The organism is Streptomyces sp. SudanB52_2052, from assembly GCF_964272415.1.
GTDB lineage: Bacteria > Actinomycetota > Actinomycetes > Streptomycetales > Streptomycetaceae > Streptomyces > Streptomyces olindensis.
This window is the reverse complement of sequence record NZ_OZ186796.1, coordinates 5,142,628-5,158,043: the sequence shown is the minus strand read 5'-3', so window position 1 is coordinate 5,158,043 and position 15,416 is coordinate 5,142,628. Positions and strand designations below refer to the sequence as shown.

The window sequence follows — 15,416 nt, the reverse complement described above, 5'->3', positions numbered from 1 at the left end:
ATTTACGGGCGGCTACGGCGGCTCACTTGTCGCTGTCCCCGGTGAGGGTGTGGGCCACGAGGGCGTTGGCGTGGCCGTGCCCCAAACCGTGCTCGGACTTGAGCCAGTCGACGAGCTCCCTGTGCCGGGTCAGCGGCGAGGTGCGGATGAGCGTCTTCCAGTCGGCGATCGGCCGGCCGTACTTCTTCTCGATGGAGGGGAAGTAGCTCCCCGGGCTCTCAGGGCCCCGTCGGCTCCGGATCCGTCGACAGCCGGGCGTGCAGGTGAGCGTCCCGGAACGCGTCGTGCCGGCCTTCCGCGAAGATCGCCCCGCGCAGGGTGCCCTCGTAGGGGAAACCGCAGCGCTCCGCGATCCGGCACGACACGTCGTGGCCGACCGCGTGGTCCAGCTCCAGCCGGTGCAGGCCCAGTTCTGCGAAGGCCCAGCGGGCGGCGAGCAGGAGCGCCCGGGTGGCGACGCCCTGGCCGCGGGCCTCGGGGAGCACCCAGTAGCCGACGCGGGCGACCTTCAGGTGGTACTTGATCTCGTTGACGCCGATGTGGCCCAGTGCCGTGTCGCTGTGCGCGTCGGCGATCCGGAACGACAGCGACGTGCCCTCAGCGGCGCTCTGCTCCCGCGCGAGGAGCGATTCCCGGGCGCTCCTGCGGTCGTCGACCGGCCGCAGCGGGGTGTTCCAGCGGCGGAACTCCGGGTCCCGCATGCCGCGCAGCCACGTGTCGACGTCGGAGCCGGACCCGGCGTCCCAGGGGCGCAGGCGCAGGCCGTGGCCGTGGAGTTCCGGGAAAGGGTCGGTCGGGGCGTGGTCACGTATGGGGGCCATGGGGTCATTCAAGCGCGTGGGGCTGTGCGGTTCACCCGCAAGTGGGGCTGTGCCGTTCACCCGCCCGGTGGCGTGCGGCCACCCTCCCCGCCCGCAGCGGGCCGGAACACCGGGATCCCGTCCCGGAACGTCACCTCCAGATCCGCCCCGGCCGACAGATCCGCTGCCGGCCCCTCAGCCGCCGGACCCCCCACCCCGACCAGTTCCGTCATCATCCGTGGCCCCTCGGCCAGGTCCACCACGGCGGCGACGTACGGCGTGCGGTCCGCGAAGGGCGGCAGGTCGTTGCGGTGGACGACGGACCAGGTGTAGAGGGTGGCCCGGCCGCTCGCCGTCTCCCAGGCGACGTCCTCGCTCCAGCAGCGCGGGCAGAACTCGCGGGGGTAGTGGTGGGCCCGGCCGCAGGCCCGGCAGCGGCGGATCAGCAGCCTGCCCTCGGCGGCCGCGTCCCAGTACGTCCGGGTGAAGGCGTCGACCTCGGGCAGGTCGTGGCGGCCGGCCATCAGAACAGTCCCCCGGTCATCAGAACAGCCCCAGCGCGCTGTCCAGCGACCACGTCTGCCAGGACATCCCGAACAGTGCCACCACCGACATCAGCGCCATCATCGAGTTCTGCCCCTGCTCGGCGACATCGTGGATCATGAGCGTGAAGTAGAGGGCGTTGAGGAGGAACCCGCCGGCCAGAGCGATCGGCGTCAGGAACCCGGTGATCAGACCGAGGCCGAGGGCGAGTTCCGCGTAGACGACGACGTACGCCATCACACGCGGGTGCGGCGCGACGGCCACCCGGAAGCCCGAACGGACGGCGCTCCAGCGGTGCTCGGCGGCGATCCCGGCCGCCCACGCGATGCCCGTCCCGCGCTCGAACCAGGCCGTGCGGTCCTTGTGCCGCCAGCTCTCCAGCCACCACAGCCCGAGCCCGATCCGCAGCACGGCCAGCCATTCCGCTCCGGTGAGCCAGATCGAGTCCATGGGTGCTCCCGCGCCGCCGCCCGACATCGAATCTGACGGTACGTCAGATGCGAGCGCCGCAACAAGACCCGGGATCGGCCGCGGGTAGCCCCGGGTCAGGAATGATCACCGGCTCGCCACAACCAGGCCCATCGCGCCACCATCCCCACCCCCTCCCCCTACAGCCGTGATCAATCCGAAATCAATTCCGGTCTTGACCGAGACCCATCAATCGGGTGCGTGATTACGCTCCCGCTCATGGCCGACTCCACTCCCCCCACACACTCCTCCGCACAGCCCCCACCCGACCGCCCCGTCTACGTCATCGGCGGCGGCCCCGGCGGACTCTCCGCCGCGTACGCGCTGCGCGCCCGGGGCATACGGGCCGTCGTCCTGGAGAAGTCCGACCGTGTCGGGGCGTCCTGGCGCCGCCACTACGACCGGCTGCACCTGCACACCACCCGCCGCCTGTCGGCCCTGCCCGGGCTGCCGATGCCCCGCCGGTTCGGGCGGTGGGTGTCCCGCGACGACGTGGTGCGGTACCTGGAGAAGTACGCCGAGCACCACCGCCTGGAGATCGTCACCGGCGTCGAGGTGTCCCGCGTCGAGCGCACGCCCGACGGCACGGGCTGGCTGCTGCACGCCACCGGCGGCCGCGAGCTGACCGGCGCCGCGGTGGTCGTCGCGACCGGCTACAACCACACCCCCCGCCTGCCGGACTGGCCCGGCCGCTCCGCCTTCACCGGCGAGTTCCTGCACGCCGGCGAGTACCGCAACGGCAAGCCGTACGCGGGCCGCGACGTCCTCGTCGTCGGCGTCGGCAACACCGGTGCCGAGATCGCCGTGGACCTCGTGGAGCACGGCGCCTCCCGGGTCCGGCTGGCCGTGCGCACCGCCCCCCACATCGTGCGCCGCTCGACCGCCGGCTGGGCCGCCCAGTACAGCGGCATCCTCGTCCGCCGGCTGCCGGTCGGCCTCGTCGACCGGCTCTGCCGGGCGCAGGCGAAGGTGGCCCTGCCCGACCTGTCGGCGCACGGACTGCCGCGCCCCGACACGGGGCTGTACAGCAGGGTGAAGCAGGGGGCGATCCCGGTGCAGGACGTCGGTCTGATCGACGCCGTGCGCAAGGGCAGGGTGGAGATCGTGGCCGCCGTCGACGGCTTCGAGGACGGCGGCAAGGTCCTCCTCGCCGACGGCACCCGCGTCTCCCCGGACGCCGTGATCGCCGCCACCGGGTACGTCCGCGCCCTGGAGGGCCTGGTCGGTCACCTCGACGTGCTGGACACCGGCGGCAGGCCCGTCGTCCACGGCGCCCGCAGCCCGAGGACCGCCCCCGGCCTGTACTTCACCGGCTTCACCAACCCCATCAGCGGCAACCTCCGCGAGATGGCGATCGACGCGGTACGGATCGCGAAGGCCATCGCCCGGGACGGCTCGGGGAGGGTGTCCCGGCTGCCGGGTTAGACCGCCGGGACGGACTGTCCCGGCTGCCGGGTTAGACCACCGGGGCGGATCGTTCGACGTGCCCGACACGCCGGCCTCCAGCGCCGTCACTCCCCCTCCGCCCACCGGCCCGGAGGGTGGTCGGGGAGCGTCAGGGCCGCCGCCAGGCCGTAGTGGTCGCTCGCGTGCACGCCGTCCACCGGCTCGACCAGGACCCGCTCGCAGGAGGAGACGCGCAGGGTCGGGCCATGGGGGCCGCACCGGACCAGGATGTAGTCGATGCGGCGGTCCGACGTCTCGGGCATGTCGCCCTGCCGTACGAGCGGGTTGCCGGGACTGAACGTGGGACCCGGCTCCCCGGGTCGCACGGCCGACCAGGCGTCCTGGAAGCAGACGCTCGTCCCGTCGAGGGACTGCAGCCCCTGGAGGAACCGCAGGCTGGCGGCGTGCGGCTCGGCGTCGAAGTCACCGAGCACGACCGCGTGCCGCATGCGGCGTTCGGCGACGGCCCTCTCGACGAGGCGGGCGGTGGCGAGAGCCTGCAACTCCCGCTCACGCTCGTAGCCGTAGGGCCAGCTCGGCTTGTGGTGCACCACGAGGACCGGGCCGAGGGGTTCCGGAAGCGGCAGCTCGGCGGCGACGACCCCGCACCAACTGGTGTGTACCGTGCGCCGGGTCACCTCCAGCGTGTCCGCCCACGTCCGCTCGAAGGGACGGCGTGCCGCCAGCACGGCTCCCACGCCGTCGGCGGACCACCGAGGGTGCGGAACCACCTGCCACCCCGCGTCGACGAGGGCTGCCGCGTCCGCGCGGGTGACTTCCTGGAGCGCCAGCACGTCCGGGTCCCGGCGCCGCAGCTCCCGCACCAGGACCGCCCGGCGACGCGGCCCGTCGGCGTACCGCGGCGCCAGCACGTTCATGGTCATCAAGCGCAGGACGGGGGTCGGCTCGCTCATGGTCCCAGGGTGACACGACGAACTTAGGTCGGTCCCGACCATTCCTGATGCTCAGTCAGCTCCGATAATCTGACAGAGCGTCAGTTAGCGGCTGTCTCACAGGAGCGGGCGGAACGATGCTTGGATCGACCCACGGCACCCTCACCACCGACTCCCGCCGCGCCCGGGCCATCGCCTGTGGTGAGCGGTCCGGGCCCACCGTGCACGGCAGGCCGGCCCAGGTGGGCGACATCGACGTCAGCGGGCGCCCCCTGCACGCCGATGTCCCCGATCTGGACCGTTTCTTCCGACCCCACTCCGTCGCCGTGATCGGCGCCTCGGACACCGAGGGGCGACCCCGCACCGGCATCACCCGCCAACTGGCCGACTGGGCCGAGCGGGTCGGCGCCCGACTGTATCCCGTGCATCCGAGCCGGCCGGCCGTCTTCGGCATCCCCTGCGTCCCGTCCGTGGCCGACCTGCCCGAGCAGGTCGACCTGGCGGTCGTCCTCGTCGGTGACCCCCTGCCGGTGGTGGAGGAACTGGCCGATGCCAAGGCGCGGTTCGCCGTCGTCTTCGCCTCCGGGTTCGCCGAGACGGGTCCGGAGGGGGAGGCCGCCCAGCGGCGACTGGCCGCCGCCGTCGAGCGGTCCGGGCTGCGGCTGCTGGGGCCGAACACCAACCTCAACGCCTTCGAAAGGTTCCGTGACGACCTCCAGGGCCCGGCGATCGCGCTGATCACCCAGTCCGGCCACCAGGGCCGCCCCGTCTTCGCCCTCCAGGAACTCGGCATCCGCCTCTCGCACTGGGCGCCCACCGGCAACGAGGCCGACCTGGAGACCGCCGACTTCCTCTCCTACTTCGCCGAGCGGCCCGAGGTCGGCGCCATCGCCTGCTACCTGGAGGGGCTGAAGGACGGCCGCTCCTTCCTGCTCGCCGCCGACCGGGCCGCCCGGCGCGGCGTGCCGGTCGTCGCGGTCAAGGTCGGCCGCACCGAGACCGGCGCCCGCACGGCCGCCTCCCACACCGGCAAGCTGACCGGCGCGGACGCGGTGGTGGACGCGGCGTTCCGGCAGTTCGGGGTGATCCGCGTCGACGGCCTCGACGAACTCCAGGACACGGCGGCCCTGCTGGCCCGGGCGCGCCCGCCGCGCGCCGACGGGGTCGTCGTCTACTCGATCTCGGGCGGCACGGGCGCGCACGTCGCCGACCTGGCGACCGAGGCGGGCCTGCGGCTGCCCGTGCTGTCCGAGGCCAGGCAGGCCCGGCTGCACCAGTGGATACCCGGGTACCTCAACGTCGCCAACCCCGTGGACAACGGCGGGCATCCGGTCGGGGACGAACGCGGCCGGAAGATCATCGACGCGATCCTCGACGACCCGGAGGTGGGCGTACTGATCTGCCCGATCACCGGGCCCTTCCCTCCGCTCAGCGACCGGCTCGTCCGGGACCTGGTCGACGCGGCCGAGCGGACCGACAAGCTGGTGTGCGTGGTGTGGGGGTCGCCGGTCGGCACCGAGCCGGCCTACCGCGAGGTGCTGCTCGGTTCCTCGCGCGTGGCCACCTTCCGCACGGTCGGCAACTGCCTCACGGCCGTCCGCGCCCACCTCGCCCACCACCGCTTCACGACCGCCTACCACTCCCCCTTCGACGAGGCCCCGCGCACCACCTCGCCGTCCTACCGCAAGGCGCAGGCACTCCTGCGACCCGGGCAGCAGCTGAGCGAGCACGCGGCGAAGCAGCTGCTGCGGGCGTACGGCATTCGGGTACCGCGCGAGCAGCTGGTGACCAGCGCGGCGGCGGCCGTACGCGCCGCCGGACTGGTCGGCTACCCGGTCGTCATGAAGGCCTCGGGTGCCCGGATCGCCCACAAGACCGAGCTGGGATTGGTGAAGATCGGGCTGACCTCGGCCAGCCAGGTCCGCGACGCGTACCGCGAGCTGACCGACATCGCCCGCTACGAGGACGTCCCGCTGGACGGCGTCCTGGTCTGCCAGATGGTCGAGCAGGGCGTCGAGACGGTCGTCGGGGTCAGCCACGACGACATCTTCGGCCCGACCGTGACCGTCGGACTCGGCGGCGTCCTGGTCGAGGTGCTGCGCGACACCGCGGTGGGCATACCGCCCTTCGGCGAGGAACAGGCCCGGGACATGCTCGCCGGGCTGCGCGGGCGGGCCCTGCTCGACGGGGTCCGGGGCCGCCCGCCGGCCGACCTGGACGCCCTCGTCGAGGTCGTCCTGCGCGTGCAGCGCATGGCGCTGGAACTCGGGGACCGGCTCGCGGAGCTGGACATCAACCCGTTGATGGTGCTGCCGCAGGGGCAGGGCGCCGTGGCACTGGACGCGCTGGCGGTGTGCGGCTGATGACGGAACCCGACGTGCTGCACACCACCGGCGACCACGTCCTCACCCTCACCCTCAACCGGCCCGAGTCCCTCAACGCCCTCACCCCCGACCAGCGCGAACGCGTCATGGGCCTGCTGTCCGAGGCCTCCGCCGACCCCGCCGTACGCGCCGTCGTCCTCACGGGCACGGGCCGCGGTTTCTGCGCGGGCGCGGACCTGCGGGGCGCGGGCACGGCCACGGCCGCGGGCGAGCGGATCGCCGGGGACGTCGCACGCACCCTGCGCACCGGCGCACAGCGTCTGATCGCGGCCGTCCTGGACTGCGAGAAACCGGTGATCGCGGCGGTCAACGGCACGGCGGCCGGGCTCGGATCGCATCTCGCGTTCGCCTGCGACCTGGTCCTCGCGGCCGAGTCCGCCCGCTTCATCGAGGTGTTCGTACGGCGCGGCCTGGTCCCCGACGCGGGCGGTGCCTACCTGCTCCCCCGCCTCGTCGGCCCGCAGCGCGCCAAGGAGCTGATGTTCTTCGGCGATGCCCTGACCGCGGCGGACGCCGAACGCCTCGGTCTGGTCAACCGGGTCGTCCCCGACGAGGACCTGGACAAGACGGCCCGTGCGTGGGCGGACCGCCTCGCCACCGGCCCGACGCGCGCCCTCGCCCTCACCAAGCAGCTGGTCAACGCCTCCCTCGACACCGACCGCGGCACCGCCTTCGCCGCCGAGGCCGCCGCGCAGGAGATCAACATGACGACTTCGGACGCGCGGGAGGGCGTGCGGAGCTTCGTGGAGCGACGGAGCCCGGCGTTCCGGGGCCACTGACCCGACCCGCCACACCCCTTCCTATCTGACGATACGTCAGAAACAATGGGGAATGTGATGGGACAAGCAGGCATGGCCGAAGCCGCCGTCCGCTACCTCAGGCAGGTCCGCACCGCCGCCCCGGAGCCCGTCGAGCCGCTGCCGCGCCCGGAGTTGCGGTGCGTCGGCACCGACGAGCGCGCGCCCCTGGACCCGCGTGAGTTCCGCCGCGTCCTCGGCACCTTCGCGACGGGCGTGACGGTGATCACCGCCCCACCCGCCACTCCCGCCGACTCCCCCGCCGGTTTCGCCTGCCAGTCCTTCACCTCCCTCTCCCTCGACCCGCCCCTGGTCGCCTTCATGATCGGCCGTACGTCGACGACCTGGCCGCGCATCGCACGGGCCGGCGTCTTCTGCGTGAACGTCCTGGCCGCCCACCAGGCCGAGCTGTGCCGCGCCTTCGCGGTGAGCGGCGCGGACAAGTTCACGGGCGTGCCGTACGACGCGGCGCCCGTGTCGGGCTCGCCGCGCCTGTCGGGTGCCGTGGCCTGGATCGACTGCGCGATCCACGCCGTCCACACCGGCGGCGACCACCTGATCGTGGTCGGCCGGGTGAACGCCCTCGGCACGGGCGACGATGATGATCAGGACGAACCCCTGCTCTTCCACCGAGGACGCTTCACACGACTGACGGAGCTCTGACCCCGACCGCCCCGTCCCCGGTCAGACGACGGCCAGCCGCCAGAGGGACGTCACCTCGGCGGCCCGAACGGCATGCAGGGGATCGTCGGCATCCCTCGCGCGCGGATGCCGGGGACGCGTGTCCATCCGGTCGACCACGCGCAGCCCCGCCCCCTCCACGGCGGCGAGCAAAGCCTCCCGGCTGCGCAACCCGAGCCGCTCCGCGAGGTCGGACAGCACGAGCCAGCCCTCACCGCCGGGTTCCAGCCGCCCGGCGAGCCCGTCGAGGAAACCGCGGAGCATGCCGCCGCCCGCGTCATAGACCCCGAGGTCGAGATCGGAGGCGGGACGGCCGGGGATCCAGGGCGGGTTGCAGACTACGAGTTGGGCGCGGGGGGCGAGGGCGGGGGTCAGCTCCGGTCCGGGGGCGACGTCGGGGGCGGGGGGAAGCTCCGGCCCGAGGGCGACATCGGGAGCGAGGGTCAACTCCGGCCCGGAGGCGACGTCGAGCCCGGAGGGAGACTCCGGCCTGGGAGGGAACTCCGGGCCTGGAGGGGACTCTGGCCCGCAAGGACACTCCGGCCCGGGATACAACGCGGGCCCGACGACCCGCACCACCCCCACCAACCCCAACCGCCGTACGTTGTCCCGAGCACAGGCCCGAGCCCGCGCGCTCACATCCGTCGCCACGACCCGCCGCACACCCCGCCGAGCCAGTACGGCGGCGAGCACACCGGTCCCGGTCCCCAGGTCGAACGCCGTACGCACTGCACCCCCGCAGGGCAACGGCGCCCGCGCGACGAGATCGACGTACTCCCCCCTGGTCGGCGCGAACACCCCGTAATGCGGATGGATCCGCGCCCCCAACGCCGGGACGTGCACACCCCCCTCCCGCCACTGCCGGGCACCGACCACCCCCAGCAACTCCGTGAGCGCGACGGCAACGGGCCCGTCGGCCGGCCCGTACGCCTCATCACAGGCTCGCCGCACATCGGGCGCCCGGCGCAACGCCAAGGCGTGATCCTCCAACAGAACGATCAACTTGCCGAGCACACGCGCACGATGACCGCGAAACCGGCGCTGCGCATGGAAAACCTCGGCCGGCGTACCCACCACACCGGGCGCGCTACGACCGACACGACGGTCCATCGCGCGCAGCAACTGCCGGGCGTTGTGGAAGTCCCCGCGCCACAACAACGCGGTGCCCTCACAGGCCAGCCGGAAGGCGACAGCGGCCGGCATCCGGTCGTCGGCGACGACGACACGACGGGGCAGGGGCAGCCCGGACTCAGAATGCCAACGGGCGGAACGGGGTTGAGCCTCGACCCAGTGGATCGTGGACACGGCAAACTCCTCGGAAGGTCGAACGCGAACGAACACACGAAGTCACGACGACCACGTCACCGAGGACCATGCCGAGTGTCATCAACGAACCTTCCGAGGCAGCGAGTCAGCTGAACGCAGGGGGGACCCCCTGGCTTTCAAGAATAGGCCGAACCCGGCCCGGACCACCGGCCGCCGCCCGACCCTCGCGCCCCCACCACCCACAAACCGCTCACCGCTCCCCCGAGCGACGCGTCCTACCTCCTCACGTACCCGCTGATCAAGCGCCACCCCGACACCGAACAGCCGCGAGCGCCTTCCCCCAGGGGTATGCCCCGGGATTCCCTCGCTTCGGGGGATGCGGCTCGTAGCCGTCCGGGCCGTCCAGAACGAGCACGCCCTGCTCGCGGAGCACGGCGATCGAACGCGCCACCGCCGGCTGTGCACCCTGCGCCTGGTTGAAGTACGGCATCGCGGCTACGGGCACGCCCATGTGCACCGCCTCCGACGGAATGCCGATCGCGAGGGTGTCCGCGATCCCCGCGCCCCACTTGTTCAGCGTGGTGCACGACATGGGCGCCATCAGCATCGCGTCGGCCTTCGGCAGCACGTCCTGCTCCCAGGGCAGCTTGTACCGGGACCGCACCGGGTGCCCCGTCAGCTCGACCAGATCCTGCATACGCGGCTCCCACCAACTCGCCGCAGCCGGGGTGAGGATCAGACACACGTCCCATCCATCCGCCTGACCGGCACGCACGCCGACGTCGATGTACTGGGCAGGACCTGCGGCGCAGGCGATCAAGTACAGGACCGGTTTCGTCATGCAGGGAGTCCACAGCGTCCGGCAAGCGCACGCAACCGCCCACCAGGGCTGGGGGTCGCACCGACGAGGTCCCTGACCAGGCTCACCGTGTCCGGCCTGCCACGCACCTCCTCGGGTGCCAACTTCTCGGCCTCCAGGAGCTGCCTGGCCGCATCGTCCTTGCGCCGTGTCAGGAGTGAAGCACGTGCCAGGGCCAGGTGGTGTCCGGCCTGGCGCTCCCGGGTCATGCTGCTCAGGGCTGCTGGACTCAACTCGGCAGCGGCTTCGAGCGCCGACCAGCCGTCCTCGAAACGCAGCAGCACGTCCACCCGGTGCAGCCCTACGTTGGTCGGACCGAACATGGTCCAGTCCTCGTTGCGGTCTGCTCCCTGCCGGTCGGCGATGTCGGCGGCTTCGTCCACGAAGGCCGTAACGGATCGCACCCGAGCGATCGTGCGCTCTTGCCCCGAAACAGCCAGGGCAGCGGACAGATACAGCATGCCGAGAGTCGACAGCCCGAGAGGCCCCCGCTCGACGAGTTCCCCTTCGAGTCGGCGCGCGGCGGCGGTCGCGAACTCCACGGCTGTCTCCGGCCTTTGTTGGTAAACGAGGCTCTTCGCCACCCTGCGCACGGCGGCGCCGACTTGGACCGGATCACCGGAGCGCTCTGCGGCGACGAGCGCCCGATCCGCGGCGAGGGCGGCTGGGATCGCGGTGACTTCCCCGTACTTGTGCAGGTACGACGTGACCAGTTGGTAGACGCGCGACAGCAATGCCTGCGCTTCGGACCGCGCCCCGACGGGCGCGTCGTGTGCCGTCTTCCCAACACCTGCGATCAGGGGCGGTAACTCGCGGGCGAGCGTGCCGTAGTGGCATGCCTGGAACGCTTCGCAGCAGTAGACCAGACGCCGCTCGAGCACCACCGGCGCGGGCGGCTCAGCGACGAGGTCGGGCCTGTACAGGGCGTCGATGACGCCGAGAACCCCGGCAGGCGGGACAGGGCCGGCGGGTAATTCGGGCGGGGTATCGGTCAGCAGCTGCTCCAAGGGGATACGTAGGACCTCTGCCGCGCGCACCAGTACAGACAGACGCGGGTCTTGTTGACGTTTGCCGCCTTCGATGTCCTGGACCCAGCGCTTCGTCTGCCCCATCAGCTGACCGAAATCGCTCTGTGTGAAACCGCGCCGTTCTCGCCAATAGGCGATGCGCCGGCCGATCCCAGAATTGTCCATTGCCTGCCCCCGACGCCAAGGCACGCACTGTGCGTGCCCACCTCTGTTGTACCGCGCCCTACGGTCGCCTGCGTGAGACAGAACACACGTGAGTAGGGAGACGCATAATGCCCAACGATCAATGGCATCGAGCCTTGCGGCCCGTCGTAGCCGAGGCCGGCGTGCTCGTACACCCGGCCGCCGACCGGCGGTTAGCGACCGAACACTGGCTGCTGGCTACCCTGCCCGCGTCGAGCCGCGACCCCGCCCGGCTGGATTGGGAGCAGCACGAGGTGGCGATGCTCCCACTCGGCACGCTGTTCTCCGCAGTACGGATTCCCGGTCGCCTCCTGACCGCCCTGACAAGCAGCACCCATGCGTCCGCAGTGGACGAGTTCCTGAGTGACGCCCTCGACGGCGGCCCGGTCATCTGCAATCCGCGTTTCCTCCGGTACTACGCCCTGGTCCCCGCAAGCATGCCGAAAACCTGGCGCGAGGCCGTCGACGACTGGAGAGTGCTGGACGTGGACTGTCTGGGCAACGGCAGCTACCTGGGAGTCCCGAGAGTGGGCAATGTCGAACGCACTCGTACCCCCACTCCTTACTGGTCGGTACCGATGGACTCACCCGCGACGCTGTGCAGGCCCTTGAGGGTCGCCCGGCTGATCGCCGCCGCCCGGCACTGCATGACCACGGAGCCGAGCACGTGAACGCGGATCCGCAGCCGCTCCCTCCCGCCGACGACTCCCCGGAGCAGAGGGCACTCTCCCCGAGGGAGGCCGCGCTCGTGCGCCTGGCAGAGCACTTCCTCGCGTGCCGGACCTGCCGGGCCATGGACGACGAGGGCGCGAACCTGAACCTCCCCTGCGAGACCGACGACCGACTACTGAAGGAACTCCGCGCAGCACGCCACACCGACCGCACCGGCCTGCCCCACGACCTGCCCGTCGAGTGAGCCACCCCTACGAATCCCCCCGAGGAGCCCGGCATGGAGAGCACCGTCGTCCGCCCCTTCGAGCCCAAGGATCTGCCCGATGCGGCCGCCGCACTCGCAGACGTGCAGGCCACCGACGGATACCCCGTAGAGGGCGTGGCCCATCCGGAAGCCTGGATGCGGTCGAACCGACCGGAGGTGCGGTGTCGAAGAGCGGCACATCGGCGTGCTGGCCCGGCTCTTCGTCGTCCGGCAGGCGCGGAACCAGGCCCTGGCACATGGAGGCCATCTGCTACGTCGCCCCCGGCGCCTGAAATCGCTTGACCTGAACCGCAGTCGAGGTTGAAGAGTTGCGGACGACCGAAGCGAACAGCCAAGAAAAAAGGGGACGTCATGGAGTACTCGCACGACGACGCGGAGCTGGTGAAGCAGCCCGTCGGGTACTGGACGTGGGCCGCGAACAAGACGGTCATGGCGTACGTCAGGGGGCGGCTCGCGGCCATCGGGATCACCCAGCCCCAGTGGTGGGTGCTGCACCAGGTGCTGCACAGCGAGAACGGCGCCACCCGGGACGAGGTGATCAGCGCCCAGCAGGCCAACCTCGATGTGGGCGCCGGCATCGTCCCCGACATCGACCTGCTGGTGGAGCGGAAGCTGCTCGTCCTGGACGACGCCGGCCGGCTCCGGCTCACCGACGAAGGCAGGGCGCTGCACCAGCGCGCCGCTGAGACGCAGCGCACCAGCCGGGCAGAGGTGCACGCGGGCATCCCGGACGAGGAGTACCTGATCACCCTGAAGGTGCTGCAGCGCATGATGCGCAACGCGGGTGGAGACGTGTCCCCGGGCTGACGATCCACAGGGGGCTTTCGGGTCGGCCGGTGACGCGGCATAAGCTGCCTTGACCACCATGGAGAGGGGATCTTCGTGTCCGGTCAGGTCGTGCTCGAGGTGGCGCAGTGGCAGGGGTCGGGAGCCGCGACCGCCGGCCGGTTGCGCAGCGGTGCCGCTTGGCTCGCCGAGCTGATTCCCGGAGGCCCGCGGCGCACGGTCACGCTCGACGCCGGTGTCGGGCAGTCGCGGTCCGGCGTGCGGAACGCCGACGTGCTCCAGCGGCACCTGCGAGCCGTGCGCGAGGCTCTGGCCGAGGTTCCGCCGGGTGCGACGACAGTCACCATCGGCGGTGACTGCGGCGTCGATCTGGCCCCGGTCGAGGCCGCGCTCTCCGTGTTCGGGGACCGGCTCGCGGTGGTGTGGTTCGACGCGCACGCGGACCTCAACACCCCGGAGTCGTCGCCGTCCGGCGCCTTTCACGGCATGGTGCTGCGCGCGCTCGTCGGCGACGGGCCCGAGGGTCTGCGGCCCGTGCGGAGCCTGTCGGCGGACCGCGTGGTCCTGGCGGGCGCCCGGTCCCTGGACCCGGGCGAGCGGGACCTCGTCGCTCGTCGCGGCATTCGGCACCTCGGTGTCGAGCAGCTGACCCGGCCGGATCCGCTGCTCGCCGCGGTGCGCGCGACCGGGGCCGAGGCGGTGTACGTCCACATCGACCTCGACGTCCTCGACCCGGGGGTCTTCCCGGCCGTCGGCACGCCCGAGCCGGGCGGGCTCGGCGTCGAGGACCTGCTCGGCGCGGTGTGTGCGCTGAAGGAGGAGTTCACCCTCGCGGGCATCGCGCTGACCGAGTACGAGCGGACGGACGACACCGGTGAGACGGACGACACCGGCCAGGAGGAGGCCGTACTGCGGCGGATCGTCGACGGACTGTTCGGATCCGTCCGACGGTGAGCAGCGCGGGAAAGGGGATCCGCAGCACCGCCCGGACCGGCCTGGCGCGACAGCGCGAGCGCTGAACCCGGAACTCAGACCGCCGCCCCCACTCCGACCCCCCGCCGCCGGATCACCAGCGCCATCAGCGCCGCCGCCGCGCACAGCGCCCCGGACGCGTACCACACCACGTCGTACGAGCCGAAGGCGTCCCGCGCGACGCCGCCGAGGAAGGCGACGAGGGCCGCGCCCACCTGGTGGGAGGCGAGGACCCAGCCGAAGACGATCGCGCTGTCCTCGCCGTACTGCTCGCGGCACAGGGCGAGAGTGGGCGGGACGGTGGCGACCCAGTCGAGGCCGTAGAAGACGATGAAGAAGATCATCGGCGGGTGGACCGCGGGGCCCAGCAGCAGCGGGAGGAACATCAGCGACACGCCCCGCAGCGCGTAGTACACCGCCAGCAGGCGGCGCGGCTCGAAGCGGTCCGTGAACCAGCCGGAGGCGATCGTGCCGACCACGTCGAAGACGCCGATGACCGCGAGCAGGGAGGCGGCGGCCGTGACGGGCATGTGGTGGTCGTGGGCCGCGGGGATGAAGTGGGTCTGGATCAGCCCGTTGGTGGAGGCGCCGCAGATCGCGAAGGTGCCGGCGAGCAGCCAGAACGGGCCGGTGCGGGCGGCCGAGAACAGGACGGTCACGGCCCGGCGGGCGGCGCCGGGCACGGGCGCGGGCTTGGGCACGAACTCGGTCGCCCCGTAGGGCTTCTGCCCCACGTCGGCCGGGTGGTCGTGCAGCAGCAGCCACACGAACGGCACGACCGCGAGCGCGGCGAGCGCCACCGTCACGGCCGCCGGGCGCCACTCGTACCGGTCGATGATCCAGGACAGCAGCGGCAGGAAGATCAGCTGGCCGGAGGCCGAGGCGGCGGTGAGGATGCCGCTGACCAGGCCGCGCCGCTCGGTGAACCAGCGGTTGGTGACGGTCGCCGCGAACGCCAGCGCCATCGAGCCCGAGCCGAGGCCGACCAGCAGCCCCCAGCACAGCATCAGCTGCCAGGCCGCCGTCATCCACACGGTGAGCAGGGAACCGAGCGCGATCACGGTCAGGGCGACCGCGACGACCCGGCGGATGCCGAAGCGGTCCATCAGTGCCGCCGCGAACGGGGCCGTCAGACCGTACAGCGCGAGGTTGACGGAGACCGCGGCGCCGATCGTGCCGCGCGACCAGTCGAACTCGTCGTGCAGCGGGTCGATGAGCAGACCCGGCACGGAACGGAAGGCGGCGGCGCCGATGATCGTCACGAAGGTGACGGCGGCGACGAACCAGGCGCGGTGCACGCGACGACGACGGCGGGGCTTCGGCGGCTGCTCGACGGCCGCCGCATCGGTTGTCTGGGTCACGACATAAAGCTT

16 protein-coding genes and 2 pseudogenes are annotated in these 15,416 nt (G+C 71.9%); 8 read left to right on the top strand and 10 right to left on the bottom strand.

Annotated elements, in window-relative coordinates:
* Positions 1-22: 22 nt before the first annotated feature.
* The 4 genes from ACSUPV_RS23020 to ACSUPV_RS23005 are packed head-to-tail and all read right to left on the bottom strand — an operon-like array spanning position 23 to position 1,793.
* Positions 23-241 (bottom strand): DUF4287 domain-containing protein, encoded by a 219-nt coding sequence (locus ACSUPV_RS23020; protein WP_078650705.1) that lies wholly within the window; start codon positions 239-241, stop codon positions 23-25.
* A complete protein-coding gene (locus ACSUPV_RS23015; protein WP_031113499.1) occupies positions 219-821 on the bottom strand; it encodes a GNAT family N-acetyltransferase in 603 nt (200 codons plus the stop codon). Before ACSUPV_RS23015 ends, ACSUPV_RS23020 begins: the two co-directional genes overlap by 23 nt.
* Positions 822-877: 56 nt before the next feature.
* A complete protein-coding gene (locus tag ACSUPV_RS23010) occupies positions 878-1,324 on the bottom strand; it encodes a Zn-ribbon domain-containing OB-fold protein (RefSeq protein WP_436948436.1) in 447 nt (148 codons plus the stop codon).
* A 19-nt stretch (positions 1,325-1,343) separates the two neighbouring features.
* Positions 1,344-1,793 carry a hypothetical protein gene (locus ACSUPV_RS23005; RefSeq protein WP_031113503.1) on the bottom strand — a complete coding sequence of 150 codons (450 nt, stop codon included), beginning with the start codon at positions 1,791-1,793 and terminating at the stop codon, positions 1,344-1,346.
* A 237-nt stretch (positions 1,794-2,030) separates the two neighbouring features.
* On the opposite strand from ACSUPV_RS23005, the gene ACSUPV_RS23000 reads away from it, so the two are divergent.
* Positions 2,031-3,236, top strand: coding sequence for a flavin-containing monooxygenase (locus tag ACSUPV_RS23000; RefSeq protein WP_436948434.1), 1,206 nt, complete (start codon positions 2,031-2,033; stop codon positions 3,234-3,236).
* Positions 3,237-3,322: 86 nt separating this feature from the next.
* On the opposite strand, the gene ACSUPV_RS22995 is transcribed toward ACSUPV_RS23000, so the two are convergent.
* Positions 3,323-4,171 carry an endonuclease/exonuclease/phosphatase family protein gene (locus ACSUPV_RS22995; RefSeq protein ID WP_037759595.1) on the bottom strand — a complete coding sequence of 283 codons (849 nt, stop codon included), beginning with the start codon at positions 4,169-4,171 and terminating at the stop codon, positions 3,323-3,325.
* A 116-nt stretch (positions 4,172-4,287) separates the two neighbouring features.
* Between ACSUPV_RS22995 and ACSUPV_RS22990 the strand changes: the two genes are divergently transcribed.
* Genes ACSUPV_RS22990 through ACSUPV_RS22980 form a run of 3 tightly spaced genes read left to right on the top strand, consistent with a single transcriptional unit; the run spans position 4,288 to position 7,994 of the window.
* Positions 4,288-6,513, top strand: a complete 2,226-nt coding sequence (locus tag ACSUPV_RS22990; RefSeq protein WP_436948432.1) for an acetate--CoA ligase family protein — start codon at positions 4,288-4,290, stop codon at positions 6,511-6,513.
* On the top strand, positions 6,513-7,313 hold the full coding sequence (locus tag ACSUPV_RS22985) for an enoyl-CoA hydratase/isomerase family protein (protein ID WP_436948430.1): 801 nt from the start codon (positions 6,513-6,515) through the stop codon (positions 7,311-7,313). The genes ACSUPV_RS22990 and ACSUPV_RS22985 overlap by 1 nt, the downstream gene beginning before the upstream one ends.
* A gap of 57 nt (positions 7,314-7,370) precedes the next feature.
* Complete coding sequence (locus ACSUPV_RS22980) at positions 7,371-7,994, top strand: flavin reductase family protein (protein WP_436949930.1); 624 nt, start codon at positions 7,371-7,373, stop codon at positions 7,992-7,994.
* 21 nt (positions 7,995-8,015) lie between these two features.
* On the opposite strand, the pseudogene ACSUPV_RS22975 reads toward ACSUPV_RS22980, so the two are convergent.
* From ACSUPV_RS22975 to ACSUPV_RS22960, 4 genes and pseudogenes are all read right to left on the bottom strand, one after another.
* A pseudogene (locus ACSUPV_RS22975) lies at positions 8,016-8,366 on the bottom strand (methyltransferase); the annotation flags it as partial.
* A gap of 192 nt (positions 8,367-8,558) precedes the next feature.
* A pseudogene (locus ACSUPV_RS22970) lies at positions 8,559-9,317 on the bottom strand (methyltransferase); the annotation flags it as partial.
* A gap of 259 nt (positions 9,318-9,576) precedes the next feature.
* Positions 9,577-10,119 carry a flavoprotein gene (locus tag ACSUPV_RS22965; protein ID WP_436948428.1) on the bottom strand — a complete coding sequence of 181 codons (543 nt, stop codon included), beginning with the start codon at positions 10,117-10,119 and terminating at the stop codon, positions 9,577-9,579.
* Positions 10,116-11,330: a helix-turn-helix domain-containing protein gene (locus ACSUPV_RS22960; protein WP_436948426.1), complete on the bottom strand. Its 1,215-nt coding sequence runs from the start codon at positions 11,328-11,330 to the stop codon at positions 10,116-10,118. Before ACSUPV_RS22960 ends, ACSUPV_RS22965 begins: the two co-directional genes overlap by 4 nt.
* 107 nt (positions 11,331-11,437) lie before the next feature.
* Between ACSUPV_RS22960 and ACSUPV_RS22955 the strand changes: the two genes are divergently transcribed.
* From ACSUPV_RS22955 to ACSUPV_RS22940, 4 genes are all read left to right on the top strand, one after another.
* Positions 11,438-12,019: a hypothetical protein gene (locus ACSUPV_RS22955; RefSeq protein WP_436948425.1), complete on the top strand. Its 582-nt coding sequence runs from the start codon at positions 11,438-11,440 to the stop codon at positions 12,017-12,019.
* Positions 12,016-12,264, top strand: coding sequence for a hypothetical protein (locus ACSUPV_RS22950; RefSeq protein ID WP_436948423.1), 249 nt, complete (start codon positions 12,016-12,018; stop codon positions 12,262-12,264). The genes ACSUPV_RS22955 and ACSUPV_RS22950 overlap by 4 nt, the downstream gene beginning before the upstream one ends.
* Positions 12,265-12,636: 372 nt before the next feature.
* Positions 12,637-13,092, top strand: coding sequence for a MarR family winged helix-turn-helix transcriptional regulator (locus ACSUPV_RS22945; protein WP_382613297.1), 456 nt, complete (start codon positions 12,637-12,639; stop codon positions 13,090-13,092).
* 75 nt (positions 13,093-13,167) lie between these two features.
* Positions 13,168-14,025: an arginase family protein gene (locus ACSUPV_RS22940; protein ID WP_436948421.1), complete on the top strand. Its 858-nt coding sequence runs from the start codon at positions 13,168-13,170 to the stop codon at positions 14,023-14,025.
* A gap of 74 nt (positions 14,026-14,099) precedes the next feature.
* On the opposite strand, the gene ACSUPV_RS22935 is transcribed toward ACSUPV_RS22940, so the two are convergent.
* Complete coding sequence (locus tag ACSUPV_RS22935; protein ID WP_436948419.1) at positions 14,100-15,404, bottom strand: MFS transporter; 1,305 nt, start codon at positions 15,402-15,404, stop codon at positions 14,100-14,102.
* Between the last annotated feature and the right edge of the window lie 12 nt (positions 15,405-15,416).